25 protein-coding genes and 1 riboswitch are annotated in these 23,262 nt (G+C 69.9%); of the genes, 3 read left to right on the forward strand and 22 right to left on the reverse strand.

Translation table 11 applies throughout. From position 1 onward, the window contains the following. Window positions 1-95: 95 nt before the first annotated feature. The 19 genes from lysS to dacB form a co-directional block, all read right to left on the reverse strand. Window positions 96-1,628: a lysine--tRNA ligase gene (lysS, locus tag OHB23_RS02525; protein WP_328810806.1), complete on the reverse strand. Its 1,533-nt coding sequence runs from the start codon at window positions 1,626-1,628 to the stop codon at window positions 96-98. A gap of 22 nt (window positions 1,629-1,650) precedes the next feature. Continuing rightward, window positions 1,651-2,097, reverse strand: a complete 447-nt coding sequence (locus OHB23_RS02530; protein ID WP_027506462.1) for a rhodanese-like domain-containing protein — start codon at window positions 2,095-2,097, stop codon at window positions 1,651-1,653. Further along, window positions 2,097-2,633, reverse strand: coding sequence for a cysteine dioxygenase (locus OHB23_RS02535; protein WP_235579015.1), 537 nt, complete (start codon window positions 2,631-2,633; stop codon window positions 2,097-2,099). The genes OHB23_RS02530 and OHB23_RS02535 overlap by 1 nt, the downstream gene beginning before the upstream one ends. Window positions 2,634-2,772: 139 nt before the next feature. After that, window positions 2,773-3,567: a type III pantothenate kinase gene (locus tag OHB23_RS02540; protein WP_027506464.1), complete on the reverse strand. Its 795-nt coding sequence runs from the start codon at window positions 3,565-3,567 to the stop codon at window positions 2,773-2,775. Beyond that, the gene (panD, locus tag OHB23_RS02545) at window positions 3,567-4,007 is read right to left on the reverse strand and encodes an aspartate 1-decarboxylase (protein WP_328810807.1); all 441 of its coding nucleotides are present in this window, start codon (window positions 4,005-4,007) and stop codon (window positions 3,567-3,569) included. The genes OHB23_RS02540 and panD overlap by 1 nt, the downstream gene beginning before the upstream one ends. A 103-nt stretch (window positions 4,008-4,110) precedes the next feature. Next, complete coding sequence (panC, locus tag OHB23_RS02550; RefSeq protein WP_027506466.1) at window positions 4,111-5,040, reverse strand: pantoate--beta-alanine ligase; 930 nt, start codon at window positions 5,038-5,040, stop codon at window positions 4,111-4,113. 10 nt (window positions 5,041-5,050) lie between these two features. After that, entirely contained in the window at window positions 5,051-5,977 is a 927-nt protein-coding gene (locus OHB23_RS02555) for a Rossmann-like and DUF2520 domain-containing protein (protein WP_027506467.1), read from the reverse strand. A gap of 156 nt (window positions 5,978-6,133) precedes the next feature. After that, window positions 6,134-7,255, reverse strand: a complete 1,122-nt coding sequence (locus tag OHB23_RS02560) for a DUF6779 domain-containing protein (RefSeq protein ID WP_328810808.1) — start codon at window positions 7,253-7,255, stop codon at window positions 6,134-6,136. Window positions 7,256-7,334: 79 nt separating this feature from the next. Beyond that, window positions 7,335-7,802, reverse strand: a complete 468-nt coding sequence (locus OHB23_RS02565) for a DUF3180 domain-containing protein (RefSeq protein WP_027506469.1) — start codon at window positions 7,800-7,802, stop codon at window positions 7,335-7,337. Then, window positions 7,799-8,326: a 2-amino-4-hydroxy-6-hydroxymethyldihydropteridine diphosphokinase gene (gene folK / locus OHB23_RS02570; protein ID WP_027506470.1), complete on the reverse strand. Its 528-nt coding sequence runs from the start codon at window positions 8,324-8,326 to the stop codon at window positions 7,799-7,801. The genes OHB23_RS02565 and folK overlap by 4 nt, the downstream gene beginning before the upstream one ends. Continuing rightward, window positions 8,323-8,688 (reverse strand): dihydroneopterin aldolase, encoded by a 366-nt coding sequence (gene folB, locus OHB23_RS02575; protein ID WP_328810809.1) that lies wholly within the window; start codon window positions 8,686-8,688, stop codon window positions 8,323-8,325. The genes folK and folB overlap by 4 nt, the downstream gene beginning before the upstream one ends. Further along, window positions 8,685-9,512, reverse strand: a complete 828-nt coding sequence (folP, locus tag OHB23_RS02580) for a dihydropteroate synthase (protein WP_051613538.1) — start codon at window positions 9,510-9,512, stop codon at window positions 8,685-8,687. Before folP ends, folB begins: the two co-directional genes overlap by 4 nt. A 45-nt stretch (window positions 9,513-9,557) precedes the next feature. Continuing rightward, the gene (gene folE, locus OHB23_RS02585; protein WP_027506473.1) at window positions 9,558-10,184 is read right to left on the reverse strand and encodes a GTP cyclohydrolase I FolE; all 627 of its coding nucleotides are present in this window, start codon (window positions 10,182-10,184) and stop codon (window positions 9,558-9,560) included. Window positions 10,185-10,287: 103 nt separating this feature from the next. After that, a complete protein-coding gene (gene ftsH / locus OHB23_RS02590; protein WP_328810810.1) occupies window positions 10,288-12,900 on the reverse strand; it encodes an ATP-dependent zinc metalloprotease FtsH in 2,613 nt (870 codons plus the stop codon). 204 nt (window positions 12,901-13,104) lie between these two features. Next, entirely contained in the window at window positions 13,105-14,451 is a 1,347-nt protein-coding gene (locus OHB23_RS02595) for an amidase (protein ID WP_328810811.1), read from the reverse strand. A gap of 4 nt (window positions 14,452-14,455) precedes the next feature. Then, window positions 14,456-15,010 (reverse strand): hypoxanthine phosphoribosyltransferase, encoded by a 555-nt coding sequence (hpt, locus tag OHB23_RS02600; RefSeq protein ID WP_027506476.1) that lies wholly within the window; start codon window positions 15,008-15,010, stop codon window positions 14,456-14,458. A gap of 10 nt (window positions 15,011-15,020) precedes the next feature. Further along, entirely contained in the window at window positions 15,021-16,016 is a 996-nt protein-coding gene (tilS, locus tag OHB23_RS02605) for a tRNA lysidine(34) synthetase TilS (RefSeq protein ID WP_222633179.1), read from the reverse strand. A gap of 13 nt (window positions 16,017-16,029) precedes the next feature. Beyond that, on the reverse strand, window positions 16,030-17,052 hold the full coding sequence (locus OHB23_RS02610; protein WP_027506478.1) for a zinc-dependent metalloprotease: 1,023 nt from the start codon (window positions 17,050-17,052) through the stop codon (window positions 16,030-16,032). Window positions 17,053-17,086: 34 nt separating this feature from the next. Then, complete coding sequence (gene dacB, locus OHB23_RS02615; RefSeq protein ID WP_328810812.1) at window positions 17,087-18,475, reverse strand: D-alanyl-D-alanine carboxypeptidase/D-alanyl-D-alanine endopeptidase; 1,389 nt, start codon at window positions 18,473-18,475, stop codon at window positions 17,087-17,089. Window positions 18,476-18,657: 182 nt separating this feature from the next. Between dacB and OHB23_RS02620 the strand changes: the two genes are divergently transcribed. Beyond that, window positions 18,658-19,149, forward strand: coding sequence for an inorganic diphosphatase (locus tag OHB23_RS02620; protein ID WP_027506480.1), 492 nt, complete (start codon window positions 18,658-18,660; stop codon window positions 19,147-19,149). 109 nt (window positions 19,150-19,258) lie between these two features. Then, window positions 19,259-19,711: a histidine kinase gene (locus OHB23_RS02625; RefSeq protein WP_027506481.1), complete on the forward strand. Its 453-nt coding sequence runs from the start codon at window positions 19,259-19,261 to the stop codon at window positions 19,709-19,711. Window positions 19,712-19,735: 24 nt separating this feature from the next. On the opposite strand, the gene OHB23_RS02630 is transcribed toward OHB23_RS02625, so the two are convergent. Beyond that, window positions 19,736-20,566, reverse strand: a complete 831-nt coding sequence (locus OHB23_RS02630; RefSeq protein WP_222646831.1) for a crotonase/enoyl-CoA hydratase family protein — start codon at window positions 20,564-20,566, stop codon at window positions 19,736-19,738. 68 nt (window positions 20,567-20,634) lie between these two features. Between OHB23_RS02630 and OHB23_RS02635 the strand changes: the two genes are divergently transcribed. After that, entirely contained in the window at window positions 20,635-21,126 is a 492-nt protein-coding gene (locus OHB23_RS02635; protein WP_056443532.1) for a YbaK/EbsC family protein, read from the forward strand. Window positions 21,127-21,129: 3 nt separating this feature from the next. On the opposite strand, the gene OHB23_RS02640 is transcribed toward OHB23_RS02635, so the two are convergent. Beyond that, window positions 21,130-21,546 carry a hypothetical protein gene (locus tag OHB23_RS02640; RefSeq protein ID WP_037186306.1) on the reverse strand — a complete coding sequence of 139 codons (417 nt, stop codon included), beginning with the start codon at window positions 21,544-21,546 and terminating at the stop codon, window positions 21,130-21,132. A gap of 132 nt (window positions 21,547-21,678) precedes the next feature. Then, window positions 21,679-22,932 carry an aminotransferase class V-fold PLP-dependent enzyme gene (locus OHB23_RS02645; protein ID WP_328810813.1) on the reverse strand — a complete coding sequence of 418 codons (1,254 nt, stop codon included), beginning with the start codon at window positions 22,930-22,932 and terminating at the stop codon, window positions 21,679-21,681. A gap of 63 nt (window positions 22,933-22,995) precedes the next feature. After that, window positions 22,996-23,111, reverse strand: a riboswitch (SAM riboswitch). Window positions 23,112-23,262 lie beyond the last annotated feature (151 nt).

Here is a 23,262-nt window from a genome sequence, read left to right on the forward strand (position 1 = left end):
CCGAACACAGCGACACTTTTCGCCGAGCAGGATCGATAATAGCGCGCATTACCGAGGCCTTGCAGCGTACCGAGTGGAATGTTCTATTTCGGGCGTCAGCCGCGGTCGGGACGCACCAATGGAAAGAGGATGGTCTCGCGAATACCCAGCCCTGTGAGCGCCATCAGAAGGCGGTCGATGCCCATTCCCGTACCCGTTGTGGGCGGCATCGCGTACTCCATGGCGGTGAGGAAGTCCTCGTCGAGGACCATGGCCTCGTCGTCGCCGGCCGACGCCAGCCGGGCCTGATCGACGAAGCGCTCGCGCTGCACGACGGGATCGACGAGCTCCGAGTAACCGGTGGCGAGCTCGAAGCCCCGCACGTAGAGGTCCCACTTCTCCACCACACCGGGGATGCTGCGATGGGCCCGGACCAGGGGCGACGTCTCCACGGGGAAGTTGCGGACGAACGTCGGAGTGTGGAGCTGGTCCCCGCAGCTGTGCTCCCACAGCTCCTCGACCAGCTTGCCGTGGCCCCACCCCTTGTCCGTCGGCACGGCGAGACCCACCCGATCGGCCAGCGCACGCAGGTCGCCCGGGCTCGTCTCCGGTGTCACCTCGATACCGACGGCGACCGACAACGACGGGTACATCTCGATGGTGGTCCACTCGCCCGCGAAGTCGTACGCGGAACCGTCCGCGAGGGTGACCTGGAGCGACCCGTACACGGCCTGGACGACTTCCTGCACGAGCTCGCGCGTCATCACTGCGGAGTCGTCGTACGTGCCGTAGGCCTCGTACGTCTCGAGCATCGCGAACTCCGGGGAGTGCGTGGAGTCGATGCCCTCGTTGCGGAAGTTGCGGTTGATCTCGAAGACCCGGTCGATGCCGCCCACGACCGCCCGCTTGAGAAACAGTTCGGGAGCGATGCGGAGGAACAGGTCGATGTCGAGCGCGTTCGAGTGCGTCGTGAACGGTCGGGCCGCGGCGCCGCCGTGCAGCGTCTGGAGCATCGGGGTCTCGATCTCCAGGAATCCGCGGCGCTCGAGCCCGTCACGCAGTGCGCGCAGCGCGGCGACGCGGCGGCGGGCGTTCTCCCGCGCCTCGGGACGCACGATGAGGTCGACGTACCGCTGGCGGACGCGGGACTCCTCGTTCATCTCCTTGTGGGCGACGGGCAGGGGCCGCAGCGACTTGGACGCCATCTGCCACTCGTCCGCCATGACGCTCAGCTCGCCGCGTCGGGAGCTGATCACCTCGCCGTGCACGAAGATCATGTCGCCGAGATCGACGTCCGACTTCCACAGCGCCAGCGCGTCCTCGCCGACACCGGCGAGGGAGATCATGGCCTGGAGCTGCGTGCCGTCCCCGTCCTGCAGCGTCGCGAAGCAGAGCTTGCCGGTGTTGCGCAGGAAGATGACGCGACCGGCCACCCCCAGCTGCTCGCCGGTGTGCGTGTCCGGCTCGAGCGCGGGATGCGCAGCCCGGACCTCGGCCAGCGAGTGCGTCCTCGCGACCGACACCGGATACGCCTCGCGCCCAGACTCCAGCAGCCGGGCGCGCTTCTCGCGGCGGATGCGCACCTGTTCCGGGGTGTCGTCGGTGGGAACGGCGGCGGGGTCGGTGTCTGCTCGTGGTGTCTCGGTCACGACTGCCCAGCCTATAGAGAGGTCAGTGCGCGACGAGAGTGCGCCCTTCGCGCAGGCAGTGCCGTGCGCTCCCCACGACGCCGGTGAGCCCGGCGTCGACGATGGCGCGGTACCCACCGATGACGTCGGACGCTCGCGTGAGCCCCAGTTCCTGCAGCGCCGCGGCGGCCAGCGAGGAGGTGTAGCCCTCGGAGCACAGCACGATCCACTCGACGTCGTGATCCACCGCGATGGCCAGGCGTGCGCTGCTCGTGGGGTCGCACCGCCACTCGAGGACGTTGCGCTCGACGGCCAGTGCCCCCGGCATGGTCCCCTCCAGCGCGCGCTGTGCCTGGGGGCGGATGTCGACGAGCACCGCGCCGCGGGCGACGGCATCGGCCAGCTCGGAGACGTCCGTGCGGCGGTACGTGGACCGTGCGCGCTCGAGCATGTCGTCGATGCTCGATCGGGTGGTGGGTCGAGTCGTCATCACGCGTCTCCCTCGGGCAGGTCGGTCAGGACGGACCGGGTGCGGCGCAGAGCACCGCGCTCGCCGATCTCGTAGTAGGACATGGCCGTCAGCGGCGGCGAGTACGCGTGCACGCTCAGTGTCGGACCGCTCACGGTCACCGGGTCCGATGTCGGGGCCGGTGCGTGGGTGACGTCGTGGACCCACCCCAGCGGGAAGGACGCCTGATCACCCGCATCCAGGCGGCGGTGATGCAGACCCTCACCGTTCCAACGGTATTCGCTGAGCGAGCCGCTCAGGACGGTCAGCGCGCCGAGCGATCCGGCGTGGTCGTGCAGTTCGGTGGACTTGTCCGGCACCCAGCTGATGAGCCACAGGTCGACCAGATCGTCCGAATGTAGACGGGCACACCACCGTTCACCGGCTGGAAACACTCCACCGGGCGGGAGGAGCGCATCATGGCGACCGTCGAGCACGTCCGCCGCACCTTGATCGGTGAGGCGCAGCAGATCGGCGGGACGCAGAGAGGTGGGGGCGACAGCAGAGAGCGAGAGCACGACAGGACTCCAGGGAGGTGTGATGACAGTCAGGGCAGGCGTCAGCCCCGACAACACTCCCGAGCACCCGTGCGATCAGTCACCCCGAAAGTGTGGCACACCGTTCGGCAGCACGCCACCTCGACCGTCGTGGCCTCGATCAGCGGCGACGGGCCTGATTGCGCTCGTAGACCAGCCGCAGTCCCGCCAACGTGAGGTCCGGCTCGATGCGATCGATCGACGAGGAGTCGTCCATGACGAGCGACGCCGTGTCGCCGGTGGCCACCACGACGACGTCGTCGCCGTCGAAGCCGGGCACCTCGCGGCACACCCGGTCGACGATGCCGTCGACGAGGCCGGCGAAGCCGAAGATCGCACCCGACTGCATGGCCTCGACGGTGTTCTTGCCCAGAACACCTCGGGGCCGGACCAGTTCGACCTTGCGCAGCGCCGCCGAGCGGGACGCGAGCGCGTCCATGGAGATCTCGAGTCCGGGTGCGATCGATCCGCCCAGGAACTCCCCCTTCGCCGACACGACGTCGACACACGTGGACGTCCCGAAGTCGACGATGATGCACGGGGCGTCGTACAGGTGGTGAGCCGCGAGGCTGTTGACGATGCGGTCGGCGCCCACCTCCTTCGGATTGTCCACCAGCAGAGGCACTCCCGTGCGTACACCGGGCTCGACGACCACGTGGGGAACGTGCGACCAGTACCGCCCCAGCATCGTCCTGATCTCGCGCAGCACCGACGGGACCGTCGACAGCGCCGCGACACCCGTGATGGTCTCCACGTCGGGACCGAGGAGACCGCGGAACGTCAACGCGAGCTCGTCCGCCGTCATCGACGCGTCCGTCCGCATCCGGCGTTGCCGCGTCAGCCGCGCGTGGTCACCGCTGCCGGTGAACACGCCCAACACGATGTTGGTGTTGCGGACGTCGACGGTGAGCAGCATCAGACCGAGACCGTGTCACGCGTGTCCGCGGTGAGTGTGCGCGGCGAGATCAGTCCGGAGCCGGCCGGGCTGTCCGCCGGATCGGTGCCCACCTGGACGGGGCGGTTGTCGGCGTCGACGAACACCACGTTCGGCGCGTACTCGGCGACCTCGGCCGGATCGAGGATGCCGTAGGCGATGATGATCACCAGATCACCCGGATGCACGAGATGCGCTGCGGCGCCGTTAATCCCGACCACTCCCGAACCACGCTGCCCCGCGATGACGTAGGTCTCGAGCCGAGCACCGTTGTCGATGTCCACGATGGTCACCTGCTCACCCTCGAGCAGCGCGGCGGCGTCGAGCAGGTCCTGATCGACGGTCACCGACCCCACGTAGTGCAGATCGGCGTGGGTCACGGTGGCGCGGTGGATCTTCGAGGTCATCATCGTGCGGAGCATGGTGGGTCCTTACCTGTCTGGAGCCGGGCGGAGTTGCGGGCAGGCCGGAGGCCGGTCGGTTGGGCGGGCGGGCCGGTCGGTCGGTCGGTCGGTCGGAGTGGAGTCAGGAGTGGCCGAGATGGCGTTGTCCGGCTGCGGATTCCGGATCGCGACCCTGGAATCCGGTACCGAGAGCGACGCCCACGTTGTCGAGCAGGCGCGTGGTGCCCACGCGGGCGGCGACCAGCAACCGGCCGTCTCCCTCCTCGGGTGCGTCACGGAGATCGGCTCCGCGTACCTCGAGGTAGTCGACGTCCACCTCCGGCACCGTGTCGAGCACCGACTGTGCCGCCGCCAGAACGGCATCCGAACCACCCTCGGCAGCATGGGTGCCGGCGATCAGCGCTGCCGACAGGGCCACCGCGAGGGACCGCTGGTGCTCGTCGAGGTACCGGTTGCGCGAGGACAGGGCCAGACCGTCGGACTCGCGGACGATGGGGACGCCGCGGATCTCGACGTCGATGTTCAGGTCGCGCACCATCTGGTCGATGAGGACCAGCTGCTGGTAGTCCTTCTCCCCGAAGTAGGCCGTGGTGGGTGCGACGATGCCGAGCAGCTTCGCGACCACCGTCAGCATCCCGGCGAAATGGCCGGGCCGCGAAGCGCCTTCGAGTTCGGCACCGAGCGGACCGGGGTGCACCGTCGTCCGGGGACCGTGCGGGTACATGTCCTGCACACTCGGGACGAAGGCCAGTTCCACCCCGGCTGCGCGCAGCACGTCCAGGTCGGCGTCGAGGGTGCGCGGGTACGCGTCGAGATCCTCCCCCGCCCCGAACTGCAGCGGGTTGACGAAGATCGACACCACGACGACAGCGCCGCTCCGCTTCGCCATCTCCACGAGCTGGACGTGACCGGCGTGCAACGCACCCATGGTGGGCACGAGCGCGACTCGGCGTCCCGCCGAGCGCAGGGCTCGGGTGACCGAACGGACCACATCGGGTGCGTGATGCACCGTCAGTTCACCCGGTGTGTACGCGCCGTCGAGTGCACTCACGGCTGCCTCCTCATTCGTTGTCCCGCAGGACGTTCATCACGGTGTCGTCCGCGCCGGTCCGCTCGGCCGTACGCAGTGACATCGCGCGATAGCCCGCGGCGATCCGCGGGTCGAGATCGGTCAACGCGTCGAGATGCCTGGACACCGTCGCCCCGTCGCCGCGCGCCACCGGACCGGTCAACGCGCCCTGTCCGCTGCGCAGCACGTTGTCCAACGCCGCCGACAGCAGTGGCGCCAGAACCCGCTCCGCCACACCACCGGGACGCTGTTCCACCGGCTGCTGGCCGGGAAGTTCCTCGTGGGCCAACGCGTCCCGCAGCGCGTCGAGGGCGTCGACGACCAGAGTGACCAGGTGGTTCGACCCGTGGGCGAGCGCGGCGTGGTACAGCGTGCGCGCCTCCTCGGGCACACCCACGGGCTCGCCGCCGATCTCGAGCACCAGTCCCTGCGCGATCGCGAGGCCGATCTCGTCGGCCGCCGTGATGCCGAAGCACGCGGTCGCCAGACGGTCGGTGTCCTCGGGTTTGCCGCTGAAGGTCATCGCGGGGTGCACGGCCATCGTCACCACTCCTCGGCCCGCCAGCGGCGCGAGGATGCCGACACCGTTGGCGCCGGACGTGTGCAGCACGAGAGTTCCGGGCGACACCGCATCGGTGCGCGCCAACCCGCGGACCAGCGCGTCCAGTTCCTGATCCGGCACCGCGAGGATCAGCAGTTCACTGCGCCGAGCCACATCCGTGGCCGGCATGATCTCCGCGTCGGGGAGGCGGGTCTCGGCGCGGCGCCGGGACGCGTCGGAGACGGCGGCGCAGCCGAACACGACGTGGCCGACGCGTTCGAGCGCCTCACCCAGCGCGGTACCGACTCGGCCTGCGGACACGACACCGACGGACAGGCGCGCCGGGGCGGGGTCGGACGTGACTCGATCGGGGGACAAGAAGGGTCCTCTCGGGGATACAGTTCCAGTCCCGCTCGGCGGGTACCGGACTCATCGACGCCCACACTAGTGTCCGGCGTCGACCGACCGCCATGCGACGCCGGTCACACCCGCGGCGCAGATCTCACTCGGCGAAGCTCTCACTCGGCGCGGTGTCTACTCGGCACGGCGGCGCCGGCGACCCGATCCTGTCGACGCGTCCGCGGTGCCCATCCCCGCGAGGATGTCCGCGACGGAGCGCCCACTCGAATGTGCTCCCGACCCTGCGTCGACCGGTGCGTCGGACTCGTCGTCCGGATCCGCAGCGCGTCGTCGACCGCCCGACTGCACGGGTGCGACGGGCGCGGGTTCCGGAAGCTCGGGCTCTTCCGGCTCGGGTTCGGGCTCGACGTCCAGGGTCGGCAGCGGATCGGGTTCGGGCTGCGGCTCGGGTTCGGGAAGCGGCTCGGGTTCCGGCAGGGGTTCGGGCTCGGGTTCGGGTTCCGGCAGCGGTTCAGGCTCGGGCTCGGGTTCGGGTTCCGGCAGCGGTTCCGCCTCGGGGGCGACGGGAATGCTGTCGGCGCGGTGACTCGACGGGTTCCACTCGGGGGTGCGCGGCGACTGCGGTGCGGGTGCCGGATGGAAGGTGCCGTCGTGATCGAACTCGCCGCCGATGACCGACGTCTCCGCCGTGACCGGGTCGTCGAAGGGAGTGGCAAAGCCGGGCCGGGAGTAGGTCGGATCGGGGGCGAAGCTCGGCGGGCGGGTGCGCGATCCGGGAACGTACAGACCGGACGGCGCCGGCTCGTAGCCGCTGTAGGAGCGCTCGGCCAGCTCCCGCATCCGCATCGCCTCGCCGGCGATGGCAGCGCGGTCGTCCGGCAACTCGCCGTCGAACAGCATCTCGAGGCTGCGGCGCAGCGACGCGAGTTCCGCTCGGAGAGCACGCATCTCGTCTCCGTCGGCACCGATCTCGGCGCGTACCCGCGACTCGACGCCGAGCTCGTACTCGCGGCGCGCGGCAATCTCCCGCTCCAGCTGGAGCTCGTAGACGGTCTGCAGATCGCGCGCCTTCATCTGATCCACCGCGGCGTCGCGGCGGTACTTCGTCATCGCGAACGCGCCGAGAACGGCGGCCCACAGCGCTGCCACGATGCCCACGCGCAGCAGCGGAACGCTGTCGCTGAGGATCATCAGAACGCTGGCCACCACGCCCAGCAGAACCAGACCGGCGAGAGCCGTGTGGTTGCCGCCGCGTTTCGTGCGACGGTTCGCCTTGCTCCTGCCGGTGTCCGTCATGAATCCCAGGGTAACGGCTCGGGCGGCTGTCGCACTTCACCATGCACGGACGGGGTGTCCGAGGACGGCCGCGATCGGGTCAGTGGGCGGGCTCGTCGGCTCCGTCGTCCGGTGTCCGGCAGCAGTGCTCGAGCCACAGGGCAGCGGCCACGGCGACGATCCCGGCGACGAGGCCGATCAGCGCTCCCGGCGTGTCCTCCGACGCCGCGCGCACCGAGGACCGCAGGGGCAGCAGATGGATCAGCAGACCGGCCCACACTCCCGCCGCCGCTGCACCGACGAGGGCCGCGGCCTTCGCCAGCGCGACGGCGCGCGCGACCGTGATCGGATGCAGCTGGCCGGGCCCGGGGCCGATCCTGCGGGTGCGCAATCGGGACCGCACCAGCAGACCCACGACCACGAGGACGACCGCCACCGGATACAGCGACGCTCCGGCGAACGTCGAGATCGGCGGAACAGACCCGTAGAACGAGGACGCGAGGATCCAGGTGGCCACCACGGCGAACGCCGCGAGCGCGACGAGGTCGCGCACGCGCGTCGGGCTCACGTGGAGTCACCGCCGGCCCGCCCGCAGCGCACCGGGTCCCACAGCCGTGTCTCGGTACGACGCACACCGGCACGTTCGGACTCCGGCAGCTCGGCCAGCAGGTCGCGCACCGATCGGCCACGCAGCACGGCGTCGGGATCGGCGTCCAGCCACGGTGCGAGGACGAAGGCGCGCTCGTGCGCCAGTGGGTGCGGAAGAATCAGCTCGGGGTCGTCGCTGACGACGTCGTCGCACACGACGATGTCCACGTCGACGGTCCGCGGTCCCCAGCGCTGCACCCGCTCGCGGTGAGCGGCCGTCTCCAGTTGCTGTCCCCGTCGCAACCAGCCCCGGCAGTCGGTGTTCTCGTCGTCCACGATCACGACGGCGTTGAGGAAGTCCTGCTGGTCGATGCCGCCCCACGGGGCGGTGGCGAACACGGTCGACACTGCGACGACGGCGTCACCGAGACCCTCGACCACGGCCCGCAACTGCTGTTCGCTGTCCCCGATGTTGCTCCCGATCGAGAGCACCGCGCGGGTCACGCAGACCTCGATCGGCTCACCACGACGGCCACGTCCGTGAAGGTCAGGGGGATCGGAGCCGACGGCTTGTGCAGGGTGACCTCGACGCGTTCCACGCGCGGATCCGTCAGGACACCGTCGGCGATCTCGCTCGCGACCGTCTCGATGAGATCGCGACTCGGCCCCGCGACGACCGCGGCGGCGGCCTCGGCCAACTCGCCGTAGTGCGCCGTCTTCGTCAGGTCGTCCGACGCCGCGGCCGGGGCGAGATCCATGTGGACGACGAGGTCGACGAGGAAGTCCTGCCCGTCGCGCTTCTCGTGGTCGAAGACACCGTGATTGCCGCGCACGGTCAATCCGCGCAGCTCGATGCGATCGGTCATGTCGTGCCTTTCGGTTCGGTCGGGCCGTGCCACTGCCGGTGCACGGCGAGAGCGTCGAGAGTGCCGACGGCGTCGTGGACGCGCACCCCCCAGGCGCCCGCCACGGCGGACAGCACCGAGATCGCGGCCGTCGCAGCGTCGCGGCCGTGCGGAGGGCGAGGCTGCCCGTCGCGGGCGAGCAGAGTGCCGAGGAATCGTTTGCGGGACGCACCCACCAGCACGGGAATGCCCGTGTCGACGAGACGATCGAGTCGGCGGAGCAACGCCCAGTTGTGCTCCGCGTTCTTGGCGAAGCCGAGCCCCGGATCGAGGACGATGCGGGAACTGTCCACCCCGGCGGCGACGGCCGCGTCGACCTGGCGGAGCAGTCCGCTGCGCACGTCCTCGACGATGTCGCCGTAGTCGTGCTCCTCCGCGGCACCCGGTCGGTGGGTCCAGTCGACGGTGGAACGCCAGTGCATGAGCACCCAGGCGACGCCGGCATCGGCGACGACACCCGCCATGTCGGGATCGGCGCGGCCACCGGAGACGTCGTTGACGATGGACACGCCCGCACCGATCGCCGCAGTCGCCACGGATGCCCGCATCGTGTCGACGCTGACGCACACGCCGTGAGAGACCAACTCGGCGATCACCGGTGCGACGCGCTCCGCCTCGACGGACGGGTCGACGCGGTCGGCTCCCGGACGTGTCGACTCGCCCCCCACATCGACGATGTCGACACCCGCGGCGTGCAGTTCGAGGCCGTGCCGCACCGCGGCGTCGACGTCCAGGTAGCGGCCGCCGTCCGAGAACGAGTCGGCCGTGACGTTGACGACGCCCATCACCACGGGCCCGTCCGCGTGCGGAAGCGTGAACACGAGCGGCGCCTATTTGCGAAGGATGAGATCCAGCGCCTCGGACCGGGACACCGCGCTGGACTGGAACACACCGCGCACGGCGGAGGTGGTGGTGCTGGCGCCCGGCTTACGGATTCCCCGCATCGCCATGCAGAGGTGCTCGGCCTCCATGACCACGATGACTCCGCGCGGTTCGAGCTTGCGCATCATCGCGTCGGCGACCTGCGAGGTGAGACGCTCCTGCACCTGCGGCCGCTTCGCGTACAGGTCGACGACCCGCGCCAGCTTCGACAGGCCCGTCACCCGGCCCGACTTGCCCGGGATGTAGCCGACGTGCGCGACGCCGTGGAAGGACACCAGGTGGTGCTCGCACGTCGAGTACATCGGGATGTCTCGCACGAGGACGAGCTCGCGGTGCGCCTCGTCGAACGTCGTTCCCAGCACCTCGTCGGGATCGACGAACAGTCCGCCGAACATCTCCCTGTATGCACGCGCCACTCGAGCGGGCGTGTCCTTCAGCCCCTCGCGCTCGGGGTCCTCACCCACCGCGAGCAGCAGCTCGCGAACGGCCGCCTCGGCGCGCTCCTGATCGAACGTCCGACCGGACACCACGGACACGGGCTCGTCGATCGACTGATCGGCTTGGTTGACGGACACGGGAGGTCCCTTCGCTGACGGACGCGCTGCCGATGGATCAGAGCAGCCGGAGTGATGTGCGGGCGGGTGCGGCCGCACGGACGAGAGGGTCGGACGAGCGACTCTAGCGCGCGTCCGGGCCCTCCCACCGCTGGGTGTTCGGCGGCAGCTGGGGATCCTCGGCCTCGTCACGCGGAGGCTGGTACTGCCCCTCCGGGTTCTGCGGGTTGCGGTAACGCGGCTCGGGCTGAGCCGGCTCCCCCACACCCGAACCGGGGTACTGCCCGTACGGCTGCGGATCCTGGTACGGCTCCTGATAGGGCTGCGGTTCCCGGTAGGCCTGCGGTTCCCGATAGGGCTGCGGCTCCTGGTATGGCTGCGGTTCCTGGTAGGGCTGGGGCTCGTCGTACCCGCGCGGTTCCTGGTACCCACGCGGACCCTGGTAGCCCTGCGGGTCACCCTGACCCTGAGGCTGCCCGTAACCCTGGGGCTGGCCGTAGCCCTGCGGCTGGCCGTAGCCCTGCGGCTGGCCGTAACCCTGCGGCTCCGGGTACCGAGGTGCCTCGTTCTCGCGAGGAGGCCATCCCGGTGCGGACCAGCCGGCCGGTGCGCCGTAGTCGGGCATCGAGGAGCCGGGACGGCCGCCGCGATGTGCGCCACCCTGACCGTTCGGGGTCGACCCGTTCTGGCCCTGCCCGTTCTGACCGTGACCGTTCTGGGCGTGGCCGTTCTGGCCGTTCTGTGCCTGGCCGTTCTGGGCCTGGCCGGCGTAGCTCGGCTCCTTGACGATCGAGACGGGGGGCCACGGCTCCCCGCGCTCGGTCGCGAGCTCGCGCGGCGTCTTCACCGGGGGCTTGGACGACGGAACTCGATCACCGAAGTCGTTGAACGCGGTGATGCGGGGACGCTTCTCGACGCCGGTGAAGATCTTCTCCAGATCCTTGCGCGTGAGCGTCTCGCGCTCGAGCAGCTCGGTGGCCAGGATGTCGAGGACGTCGCGGTAGTCGTTCAGGATGGCCCACGCCTCGGTGTGCGCGGCCTCGATGAGGTTGCGCACCTCCCCGTCGATCTCCCGCGCGACCTCGTGCGAGTAGTCGGACTGGACGCCCATCGAGCGGCCCAGGAACGGATCGCCCTGCTCCTGGCCGTACCGGACGGCGCCGAGCTTGCTGCTCATGCCGTACTCGGTGACCATGGCGCGAGCGATCTTGGTGGCCTGGTCGATGTCGGACGACGCTCCCGTGGTCGGCTCGTGGAAGACGAGCTCCTCGGCAGCGCGGCCGCCCATCGCCATGACGAGGCGCGCGATCATCTCGGAGCGCGTCATCAGGCCCTTGTCGTCCTCCGGCACCGTCATCGCGTGACCACCGGTGCGGCCGCGGGCGAGGATGGTGACCTTGTAGATCGGCTCGATGTCGGGCATCGCCCACGCCGCGAGGGTGTGACCACCCTCGTGGTACGCCGTGATCTTGCGCTCGTGCTCGCTGATGATGCGGCTCTTGCGTCGGGGTCCGCCGATGACGCGGTCCACCGACTCCTCGAGGGCGGCCTCGGTGACCACGGTCCCGTTCTCCCGCGCCGTGAGCAGTGCGGCCTCGTTGATGACGTTCGCGAGATCCGCGCCCGACATGCCGACGGTGCGCTTGGCCAGACCCTCGAGGTCGGCGTCCTGCGCGATCGGCTTGCCCTTCGAGTGCACCGCGAGAATCGCGCGGCGTCCTGCGAGGTCGGGGGCGCCGACCGGGATCTGCCTGTCGAAACGGCCCGGGCGCAGCAGTGCCGGGTCGAGGATGTCGGGACGGTTCGTGGCGGCGATGAGGATGACGCCCGTGCGCTCACCGAACCCGTCCATCTCGACGAGCAGCTGGTTGAGGGTCTGCTCGCGCTCGTCGTGGCCACCACCGAGACCGGCGCCACGCTGGCGACCGACGGCGTCGATCTCGTCGACGAAGATGATGCAGGGGCTGTTCTGCTTGGCCTGCTCGAACAGGTCGCGCACCCGTGAGGCACCCACACCGACGAACATCTCGACGAAGTCGGAACCCGAGATGGTGAAGAACGGCACGCCGGCCTCACCGGCGACGGCGCGGGCGAGCAGCGTCTTGCCGGTTCCGGGAGGGCCGTAGAGCAGCACGCCGCGGGGGATCTTCGCGCCGAGTGCCTGGTAGCGGGCCGGGTTCTGCAGGAAGTCCTTGATCTCGTACAGCTCTTCGACCGCTTCGTTCGCGCCTGCCACGTCCGCGAACGTCGTCTTCGGCATGTCCTTGGTGAGCTGCTTGGCCTTGGACTTGCCGAAGCCCATGACACCGCCACGCCCGCCGCCCTGCATGCGCGACATCACGAAGATGAAGATGCCCAGCAGGATGATCATCGGGAGCAGGAACACCAGGATCGACGTGAACCAGCTGTCCTGCGTCACCTCGGTGTCGTAACTCTCGGCACCCGACGCGGCGACCTTGTCGAAGATCTGCTGCGACGCGGCGTCCGGGTACTGCGAGATGATCTGCGTCTCGTTGCCGGTGGCGTCGTTGCCGCTCTTCAGCGTCAGACGAACCTGCTGCTCACGGTCGTCGATCTGCGCGGTCTGCACGTTCTGGTCGTCGAGCTGCGCGACGGCGACCGACGTGTCGACACTCTTCCACCCCCGCGTGTCGTCGCCGAAGTAGCTGAAGGCGAAGATCACCAACAGGATGCCGGCGACTATCGCCAGGTTGCGGAACAAAGTCTTGCGGTTCATACAGCGTCGCCCTCGATGGCAGTCGGACTCACAGGCAGGTGGTCATGGTTCGCGTCGGTCGGCCGGCAGCAGTTCTCGATCGTTGCCGGTTGCGCACCGGACAAGCCAGGTTACCGCGGATGCGGACGGCCGGGCGGCGCGCACATCTCGGTCAACGCGCCGACACGCGGTGAGGTTCCCGCGCCCAGCTGCGCGTGACGAGTGTTACCGGTCGGCCGCGGTGCGTGGCCAGGGCCGATGCTGTTCGATCTGTGCCGCGAGCGCCAGCAGTCGACGCTCGGACCCGGGAGGGCCCGCCAGCTGCACGGCCAGCGGAGTCCCCGACTCGGGATGGAGTCCCGCGGGCACACTCACGGCGGGCCACCCCAGCAAGTTCCACGGTGCCGCGAAGGGTGCGTAGCGAATGTTGGCCGCCATGTTGGCTGCCCACCCGCGCTCGCTCCACCGGTCCGCACGGATCGGCGGCGCGGCGAGCGCCGGCGTCAGCACCACGTCGACACTCTCGAAGTACGAGCGCATGCGTCGCGTGAGCGTCTCGGTCTGCGATGGCCGCACGAACCGTGCCGCTCGCCGACCCACCGCGATGTGGCGACGGGTTCGCTTCTGCAGCGCCGACACGTCGAGCCCGGCGGCGTCCGCGGCTCCGCCGGCCGTCCAGCGGGCGAGCTGCCCGAGTGGACTGGCCGGGTAGGGCAGCGCTGCCGTGCTGGTGCGGTGCCCGATCCGCTCGAGCTCCCGGGCGACGTCGAGTGCGGCCTGCCGGAAGTGGGGATCCACTCGCACGACGGGCGACGGCGACTCCACGGCGACCCCGATGCGCGTGGTCTCGGGAGCGTCGACATAGGCGAGATCCGGATCGTCCGCCATGACCGAGAGCAGAAGCGCCGCGTCGGCGACGGTCGTGGTCAACGGACCGTTCTCCGACATGCCGAACCACGAGCCGTTGCCCAGTTCGGACGGGACGAGGCCGAGCCCCGGCTTGATGCCGACCAGTCCGCAGTTCGCGGCGGGGATCCGGATGGACCCCATGCCGTCGTTGCCGTGGGCGACGGGCACCATGCCCGAGGCGACCGCGGCGGCGGCGCCACCGGACGATCCGCCCGGGGTGAGGTCACGGTTCCACGGATTGCGGGCGATGCCGTCGGCACCGTCCGTCGCGCCCCACAGGCACAGCTCGGGAACCGAGGTGAGACCGACGACCACGGCGCCCGCGCCGCGCAGGCGCGCGACCACCGGGTGATCCGCGGCGGCGGGAGTGTCGGACGTCGCGAGCGAACCGTTGCGCATCGGGTAGCCCGTCACCGGGACGTTGTCCTTGATCGCCACCGGGACGCCGGCGAGCGGCAGGGCGCGCAGATCCGCTCGGACGGCGATCGCGTCCGCTTCCCGGAGCACCTCGTCGGGACGCACCACGACGAACGCGTGCAGGTCGTCGTTCCGAGCGGCGATGCGGTCCAACGCTTCTCGGGCTACCGCGGCAGGTTGGACCCGCCCGTTCCGGACGTCGTCCGCGATGGACGTGGCGGTGGGGCCGACCTGTTCGCGCGACATTCGATCAGCCTCCGTAGACCCGGGGTTCCAGCAGTCCGATGTAGGGAAGGTCGCGGTAACGCTCGTCGTAGTCGAGGCCGTAGCCCACGACGAACTCGTTCGGGATGTCGAAGCCGACGTTCGCGACGTCGACGTCCACCTTCACCGCGTCGGGCTTGCGGAGCAGGGTGACCACCTCGAGCGACGCGGGCTGGCGCGTGGCGAGGTTCTTCATCAACCACGACAGCGTCAGACCGGAGTCGATGATGTCCTCCACGATGAGGACGTGGCGGCCGTGGATGTCGCGGTCGAGGTCCTTGAGGATGCGGACGACGCCCGACGAGGACGTGGACGATCCGTACGAACTGACCGCCATGAACTCGAGCTGGCTCGGGATCGGCAGTGCGCGTGCGAAATCCGTCATGAACATGATGGCGCCCTTGAGAACTCCGACGAGCAGCAGATCACCCTCGGGAGCCCCCACCGGATAGCGAGCGGCGATCTCCTCGGCCAGCTCGGCGATACGCTTGTCGATCTCCTCTCGGGAGATCAGGATCGATGCGATGTCGCCCTCGTACACGGGTGTCCCTTCACTCGCTCGCGGCCCGGCCGGTCCACCGAACCAGGTCGAGCTTGCCACGTCGTCTCTCGACGACCAACCTCTCGACCGGGCCGCCCCCGGCCACCGCGACGCCGCCCTGCCCGCGCCACGCGCCGACGAGATCGTCCACGGCGCGCACCTGCGCCTCGTTGCGCAACGGCACTCCACAGTCGGCCAGCCACTCGCGGATCACCCGCCGACGGAGTGCACCCGGTACCTCCACGAGGGCGGACACCTCCAGCGCGTCGCCCACGCGGGCGGACACGGCGATGTCCGCGGCGAGTGCGTCGAGAACGGCGCCGTCCTCGCGCAGCTGGTCGGCGGTGCGCGCGAGCGCGGCGGCGACACCGCCGTGCAGGACGTCCTCCAGCAGCGGTAGCACCTCGCCGCGGAGTCGGACCCGAACGAAGGACGGGTCGAGGTTGTGCGGGTCGTCCCACGCGGCGAGACCCAGTTCGGCGCACGCGCCGACGGTGGACTCGCGGCGCACGGTCAACAGCGGCCGACCTCGCGGCGGGTCCCAGGCCGCCATCCCCCGCAGCGATCGGGACCCGGATCCGCGGGCGAGTCCGAGCAGGACGGTCTCGGCCTGGTCGTCCAGCGTGTGGCCCAGCAGGATCGGGCGGTCACCGCGGACCGCGTCGAGAGCGGCGTACCGGGCGCGCCGGGCCGCGGCCTCGGGTCCACCCGCCCCGGTCACCGACACGGTCCTCACCTCGGCGCGGGAACACCCGAGGTCTCGTGCCTGCTCGGCGGCCCTGTGCGCCACCTCGGCCGAACCCGCCTGCAGCGCGTGGTCGACGACCACGGCGTGCACCTGCGCGCCCTCGGCCACACAGGCGGCGGTGAGCGCCAGCGAGTCCGCACCACCCGACAGCCCGACGACGACGGCGCGCTCCGGGCAGTGCTCCCCGAACCAGGCGCGCACCGCCCGCCGCACCGTGAGCAGGTGCGGGCCCTCCGGCATCGGGCGTGCCCCGGTCATGCCGGGACGCCGGTCATCCCAGAACTCGCTGCGTCCACTTCTCCGGCGCCTCGATCTCGGAGAGCAGCGGCAACGTGTCCGCGTCGGTCCACACGGTGTTGAAACGCTCCATGCCGACCTGGCCGACGACGGCGTCGACGAACGCCTTGCCGCGGACGTACTGCGCCATCTTCGCGTCCATCCCGAGCAGCGCGCGGATCACGCGCTGCACCGGATTCTGCTTCCGCGTGCGACGGGCGTCGAAGGCCTTGCGGATCGCCGAGACCGACGGCACCACCGCGGGACCCACCGCGTCCATCACGTGGTCGGCATGGCCCTCGAGCAGCGTTCCGAGCACCAGCAGACGATCGAGTGCCTCCTGCTGCGCGGGTGCCTGCGTCGCCCGGAGCAGGCCGATGATGCCGCCGTCGCCGCCGTCCTGCCCGCGGGACCGCACCGCCGCCGCGAGGCGTCCCACGACGTCGGCCAGGGGCTCGTCCGCGCCGCCCTGCAGCGTGGTGACGTTGTCCTTCATGTAGCCCGCCAGCCACGGCGACGACGAGAACTGCACGCGGTGCGTCACCTCGTGCAGACACACCCACAGTCGGAAGTCGCTGGGCCGCAGGCGAAGCGATCGCTCCACGGAGACGATGTTCGGGGCCACCAGCAGCAGCGTTCCGTCCGGACCGGTGAAGGGGTCGTACTGCCCGAGAATGGCCGTCGACAGGAACGCCAGCATCGCGCCCGCCTGCACGCCGCCGGGCTTGCCGCCGAGGAACGAACTGTCGTCGCCGTCCGAATCACTGACCAGGTGCCGCATCGACTCGGACGCGGCGGCGATCCACTCCGGCCGATCGAGCACGCGCGCCGCCGGGACGGGCAGACCGTCGGCGAGGCCCGTGACCTCGCGCACGGGGCCCTCGGCGCGTACCGACGCGTCGGCCAGTTCGCGCAGCGCCGCGTCCGCGGTGTACCGCGACGTCTTCGGCCCCCGTGGTGCGAGCCGGGCACCCGTCCGGGCGGCCAGACCCCAATCGATCACACCAGTGTCGGACATGCCCTCACCCCTGTTCTCTCTCGGAATCGACCGGTCAGGTGCAGCCGCAGGAGCGGAGCGTCGACGCGAGTGCGTCCAGGGCCGGACGACCGACCTCGGGCGGCCTGTCGTTGGACATCAACGCGAACGTCAACACCCGGCCGCTCTCGTCGGTCACGTATCCGGCCAACGCACTGGCGGTCGAGAGCGTTCCCGTCTTGGCGCGCAGCCACCCCGCGGCCGTGCGGTCACCCGACGCGTAGCGGGCGGCGAGCGTGCCCGTGGCACCGGCGACGGGCAGGTAGTCGAGCATCGGCCGCAGGTGGTCGGTGCCGGACCCGGCGGCCCGGGTGACGAGCGCGCCCAGCACCCGGGCAGGGATGAGATTGTCGACGGAGAGTCCGCTGGTGTCCTCGAGCGTGACTCCGGTGATGTCGACGCCGTTCTTCTGCAGTGTCTCCAGGACGGCGTCCGTGGCCCCGTCGAACGACGCGGGCCGGCCCACCTCCTCGGCGATCTCGCGACCGACGGCCTCCGCGAGCACGTTGTCCGAGAACCCCAGCATCTGCCCGAGCCGCTGCCGCAGAGGCGCGGACTGCACCGTCGCGAGAGATCCGGCACCGGACTGCGCGCGACCGTCCGTCACGACGGCCGGGTCCAGGCCGAGAGCACGCGCCAACGCCCTACCGGCGTCGAGACCGGGAGTGGCGCTGCGCGGCGACTCGTCGACCGTCGGCACCGAGCGACCCCCGTCGAGGGTGATCGGTTCGATGGGTGCGATGTATCCGGCGGCCACGTCGCCGGGGAACCAGCCCTGCGCCTGCGCAGGCCCCGAGTACGCGCCGCCGTCCACGGCGATGGACGTGACGGTCGTGCCGGACCTGCGGATCTGTTCGGCGAGGTCGTCGATGCGGGCTCCCCCGTCGTAGAACCCGGGTCGTCCGACCGGCTCCGCCGTGAGCGTGGGGTCGCCGTCACCGACGAGCACCACCTGACCGGCCGCGTCGCCCGCCACGACCTTGGTGGTCACACGGTGGTCGGCCGGCAGCGCCATCATGGCGGCCGCGGCCGTGAGGATCTTGGTGGTCGACGCCGGCGTCATGGGGGTGTCCGCATCGGCGCTCCACAACACCTCGCCGGTGATCGCGTCCGCGACGGATCCGGTGAAGCGGCCCAGATCGGGATTGCGCAGGGGTGCGGCGAGCACCGCCTCGAGGCCCGCCGGGCTCGGTTTCGGCGCGTCGGGTGAGACCGGAACCACCTGCGGGGCGGGCAGAACGGGCGACGGCTCGGGTGAGGTCGCCACGGGTGTCGAGTCCTCGGAGAGCGTGGGGGTGATCAGCGCGACGCCGACGATCGCCAGCACGAGCACCACGACCGAGGCTCCGATCAGCAGCACGCGCGTGCGTAACGGCGTGCCTGACGGCCGCTTCCCTGAGCTCACGTCTCTCCTCCACTCGCGGGTCCGTGGCCGTTCTCCGGCGATGCACCTCTCCTCGCACCCTATCGACGCGGCCGGTTACTGTCTGACCACCGGCGCGTCCTTCGATGCGCCCGACAGACGACTGCACGACAGTACGTGGCCGCCGAGCAGGTAGCCGGGCCACCGAGCAAAGGACAGTGGACGTGAAGTTCGACGTGACCATCGAGATCCCCAAGGGTCAGCGCAACAAGTACGAGGTCGACCACGAGTCCGGGCGAGTACGCCTGGACCGCTACCTCTACACGGCGATGGGCTACCCCGCGGACTACGGCTTCATCGAGAACACCCTCGGTGAGGACGGCGATCCGCTCGACGCGTTCGTCCTGCTGCCGGAGTCCGTGTTCCCCGGTGTCCTCGTCGAGGCCCGCCCCGTGGCGATGTTCAAGATGGTCGACGAGGCCGGCGGCGACGACAAGGTGCTGTGCGTCCCGGCGGGCGATCCGCGGTGGGACCACATCCAGGATCTCTCGGACGTCTCGCAGTTCGAGCTCGACGCGATCGAGCACTTCTTCCTGCACTACAAGGATCTCGAGCCGAACAAGCACGTCACCGGATCCAACTGGGTCGGCCGCGCCGAGGCCGAGGCGGAGTTCGAGGCATCGGTCGAGCGCCTGAAGAATCAGGGCGACCACTAGAGACCGTCGGAAACCCGGATGCGGTGCTGTCCGCTGATAGCATCGCATCCGCGGTCCCCCGGGCCGTGTCAGGACGAACGAGCCACGACGTAAGGGTGCGGTACCACCGATGAGTGACGCTGTGAGCGACCGGAGAAATCCCACGTCCGAGGCGGTCTCGACCACGACGCAGTTCCCGTCACTGCCGGTGACCGTCGTGCTCGACCGCATTCCGTTGGCCGTCCTCGCCGTCGAGCCCGGCGGCACGGTCGTCTTCGCCAACGAGGCCTTCGACGAACTGATGGGCTTCGACGAGGAGTCCCCCCGGTCGAACGAGACCCTCACACTGCAGGACATCTTCCCGGCCAACGAACCGCTCGGAGTCAACATCGCCGAGACGTTCCTGACCACCGTCGCCACCCGCGCCGACTCGCTCTGGCGCATGACGGACTCGAAGGGCGACATCCTCCAGGTCCGGGCGAGCAAGTCGATCCTGCGCCGCGCTGAGGACTCGGTGGTGCTCGTCGTCCTCGAGGACTTCACCGATCAGCTGTGGAACGACCCGAAGAGCGCCTTCCGCTGATCGGGCCGCTCCACCGGGGTCTCTCTACTTGCCCTGGAACGACGCGGGGCGCTTCTCGAACACCGAGGTGATGGCCTCCGTCAGATCCTCGGACGGCAGGAAAGCAGCGTTCCACGCGGCGACGTACCGCAGCGAATCCTCCACTGCCGCAACGCGACCGTGGTCGAGAACCGCCTTGATCCCGTGCACCACGAGAGGCGGGTTCGCCGCGATCTCGGTGGCCGTGGCACGCGCTGCGGCGAGCACGGCCTCCGCGTCCTCGAACACGTCGTTGACCAGACCGATCTGCTGCGCCCGGGCACTGTCGATGTCCTTTCCGGTCAACGCGAGTTCGCGAAGATGACCGTCGCCGATGATCGCGGGTAGACGGGCGAACGACCCCATGTCCGCCACGATGGCGACCTTCACCTCGCGCACACTGAACTTCGCGTCCGTGCTGGCGTAGCGGATGTCGGCGGCCGAGATGAGATCGATCCCACCGCCGATGCACCACCCCTGCACGGCGGCCACCACGGGCTTGCGGCAGTCGGCCACCGCGTTGATCGACGCCTGCATGCGCTTGATCATGTCGTGGAACGTGCTGCGCGGACCGGCCTGTGCCTTGTCCCCCATGACCGCACCGAAATCGCCTGCCATGGCGGGCAGGTCGAGACCGTAGCTGAAGTTGCGTCCCGAACCGGCGAGCACGATGGCGCGTACCTCGGGGTCCGCGTCGAGCGCGGAGAAGACGAGAGGCAGTTCCGACCAGAAGTCGGGACCCATCGCATTGCCCTTGTTCGGGCCGATGAGAGTCACCGTCGCGACATGGGCGTCGGTCGTCACCGTGAAGGCTTTCCACGCATCCGTGTGTGTCATCCGGTCAGGATAGCCAGCGCTCCCGCTCACCGGATGTCCCGGCGGCGTGGACTGACTATCCTGCGACCATGACGCGGATCCACCATCCCGCTGCGGCACACGTGTCGGACGTTCTGATCGCCCGAGGTCATCACGGCGTGATCGTGACGCAGTCCGAGCCGACGCACACGGCGCGTCAGGCCGCGGCGGTGAGCGGGGTTCCGCTCGGTGCCGTCTGCAAGTCGCTGGTGTTCCTGCTCGACGACGACCCGGTGTTGCTGCTGGTGTCGGGTGCACACAACGTGGACCTCGATGCCACCGGTCGACGTCTCGAGGGCACGCTGACCCGCGCATCGATCGACGTGGTCGAACACGCCACCGGGCAACCGGTGGGCGGGATCGCGCCCGTGGGCCACCCGACGAATCTGCCGACGTTCGTCGACACGGCGCTGGAACGCTTCGAACGGCTGTGGGCTGCAGCGGGTCACCCCGCGACCCTCTTCCGCACGACCTACCCCGAACTGCTGCGCATCACCGCCGGGCTCGCTGTGGACATGGGCCCCGAGACCCGCGAGGGCTGAGCCTCAGGACGCGCGCAGGCGCCGAACCTCCAGGGCGGGTACCACCTCGGTGGTGATCGCCCGGACGACGGACTCCCGCGTCTGCTCCACCACCGGACGCAGGGTCACGCCGTCCGCCACGTCGACCGTCACGATGTCGGCGACGAGGCCTGCCAGACCCGACGCGGTGCCGACGTACTGCAGCGTGCCGGGGCGAGGCTTGCTGTCCGACGCCAGCACCTCGCGGCGGGCGGTCCGGGCGTCGGCGGCGATGTGCACGTCGATGTCCACCACGACACGAGCACCGGGGTGCTCGGCCTTGAGGGTCGCGTAGCGGCTCTGGGCCTCGGAGAGATCGGCGGCGGAGAACCGGACGACGTCCGGGGAGGTACCGGAGACGCCGTCGAGGAAGACGAGGGAGTCGGAAGACACCGTGGTCATGAGTTGTCCAGTCAGTCGTGGGTGCAGCGGTGGCTGTGAGGTGAAGTGAGTCGCACGATCACCGGACCGGACAGGCGCTCGAGGTCGCACGGCAGAGGTCGACGTGTCGTCGACCCCACAACCTGCTCCTCGTCATGATGCTGATGCTAACGATCCGGTGGTGACGCGATCCCGCAGTGAGAGGCACGTCACACGCACCGCCTCCACGAACCGGTCGACATCGTCGGCGGTGGTCCCCAGCCCGATGCTCGCCCGCACGGCACCGTCGGCCGCGCCTACCCGCGAGAGGAGGGGGTGGGCGCAGAACTTCCCGGCCCGCACCGCGATGCCGTGATCGTCGGCCAGCGCGGTGGCGAGTGCACCCGCGTCGACACCGTCGACGGTGAAGGACACGATGCCGACGATGTCGGCGGAGTCGCTCCACAGGCGGAGGACCGACACACCGGCCAGAGCGGTGAGCCCGCCGAGCAGGGCGCCCGTGCACTCCTGATCGTGAGTGGCGATGGCACCGTGGCCGATCGCGCCGATCTCGTCGCACGCCGCGGCGATCGCGACGGCGCCGAGGAGATTGGGTGTGCCGGCCTCGTGCCGCGCCGGGGACGGCGCCCAGTCGATGTCGACCGACGCACCGAGGACGGACACGTGCCGGGTGGCTCCACCGCCCGCGAGGTACGGCTCGGCCACATCGAGCCAGTCACGCCGTCCCACGAGCACTCCCGCTCCGAAGGGCGCGTACAGCTTGTGACCACTGAAAGCCAGGTAGTCGATGCCCGCCGCGGTGATGTCCACGGCGCGGTGCGGAACGAGTTGCGCCCCGTCGACGAGGATGCGGGCACCGTGTCGGTGCGCCAGATCCGCGAGTCGATCGAGGGGCAGGACCTCGCCCGTCACGTTGGAGGCACCCGTGACGGCAAGCAGCGCAGCAGGTCTCGACGCGAGTTCGTCGCCGAGCCGAGTCAGAGTCTCCTCGACCGAGTCCGCCGATCGCACCACCCGGCGGTTCCGCCACGGCAGCAGATTCGCGTGATGCTCGATGTCCAGCACCACCGTGTCCCCGGGAACGCAGCCCGCCAGGAGATTCAGCGCGTCGGTGGTGTTCCGCGTGAACACGACCACGTCGTCGGGATCCGCGCCGCAGAAGCGGTGCACCGTGTTCCGGGCGGACTCGTACTCCCGGGTGCAGACCTGCGACTTGTGGCCGGCGCCGCGGTGCACACTCGCGCAGTGCGGCAACACCTCTCGTACTCGCTCGACCACCGCGTCGAGCGCGGGAGCGCTGGCCGCGTAGTCGAGATCGATGCTGCGAGTGGTGCGGCCGTCGGCACACGTCACCTGCTGGTCGCGGCCGTGCACGGATGCGATGGGGCGCTGCAGAACTGTGGTCATGATGAATCCCTCCGTCGAGGGATCGACGCACGGCACGAGGGCCGCGATCTGACGAGAGGCGTCGATCCGCGCTTGCCGCCTCCGTCGTCGGAGCGCGGCCAGGTCGTCACCCGGAGCACCCCACCGCGGAGGAGGGTTGCCGACCAGCGAGCCGGGGCTTGATGCTGGTACTCGTGACCTGGAAGCAGGATGGCAAACGGTCGCCCGAGTTGTCAACCGGTTCGCCGCACGCGCGCCTGGTCGGCGGAGTTGTTCACCAACCCGCAAACTGGGCGTGCAATAACGTGTCGTCACACCCGCCAGCGTTCCGTCGTCCCTGTTCGATGCGAG

Source organism: Rhodococcus sp. NBC_00294 (assembly GCF_036163995.1).
Lineage (GTDB): Bacteria > Actinomycetota > Actinomycetes > Mycobacteriales > Mycobacteriaceae > Rhodococcoides.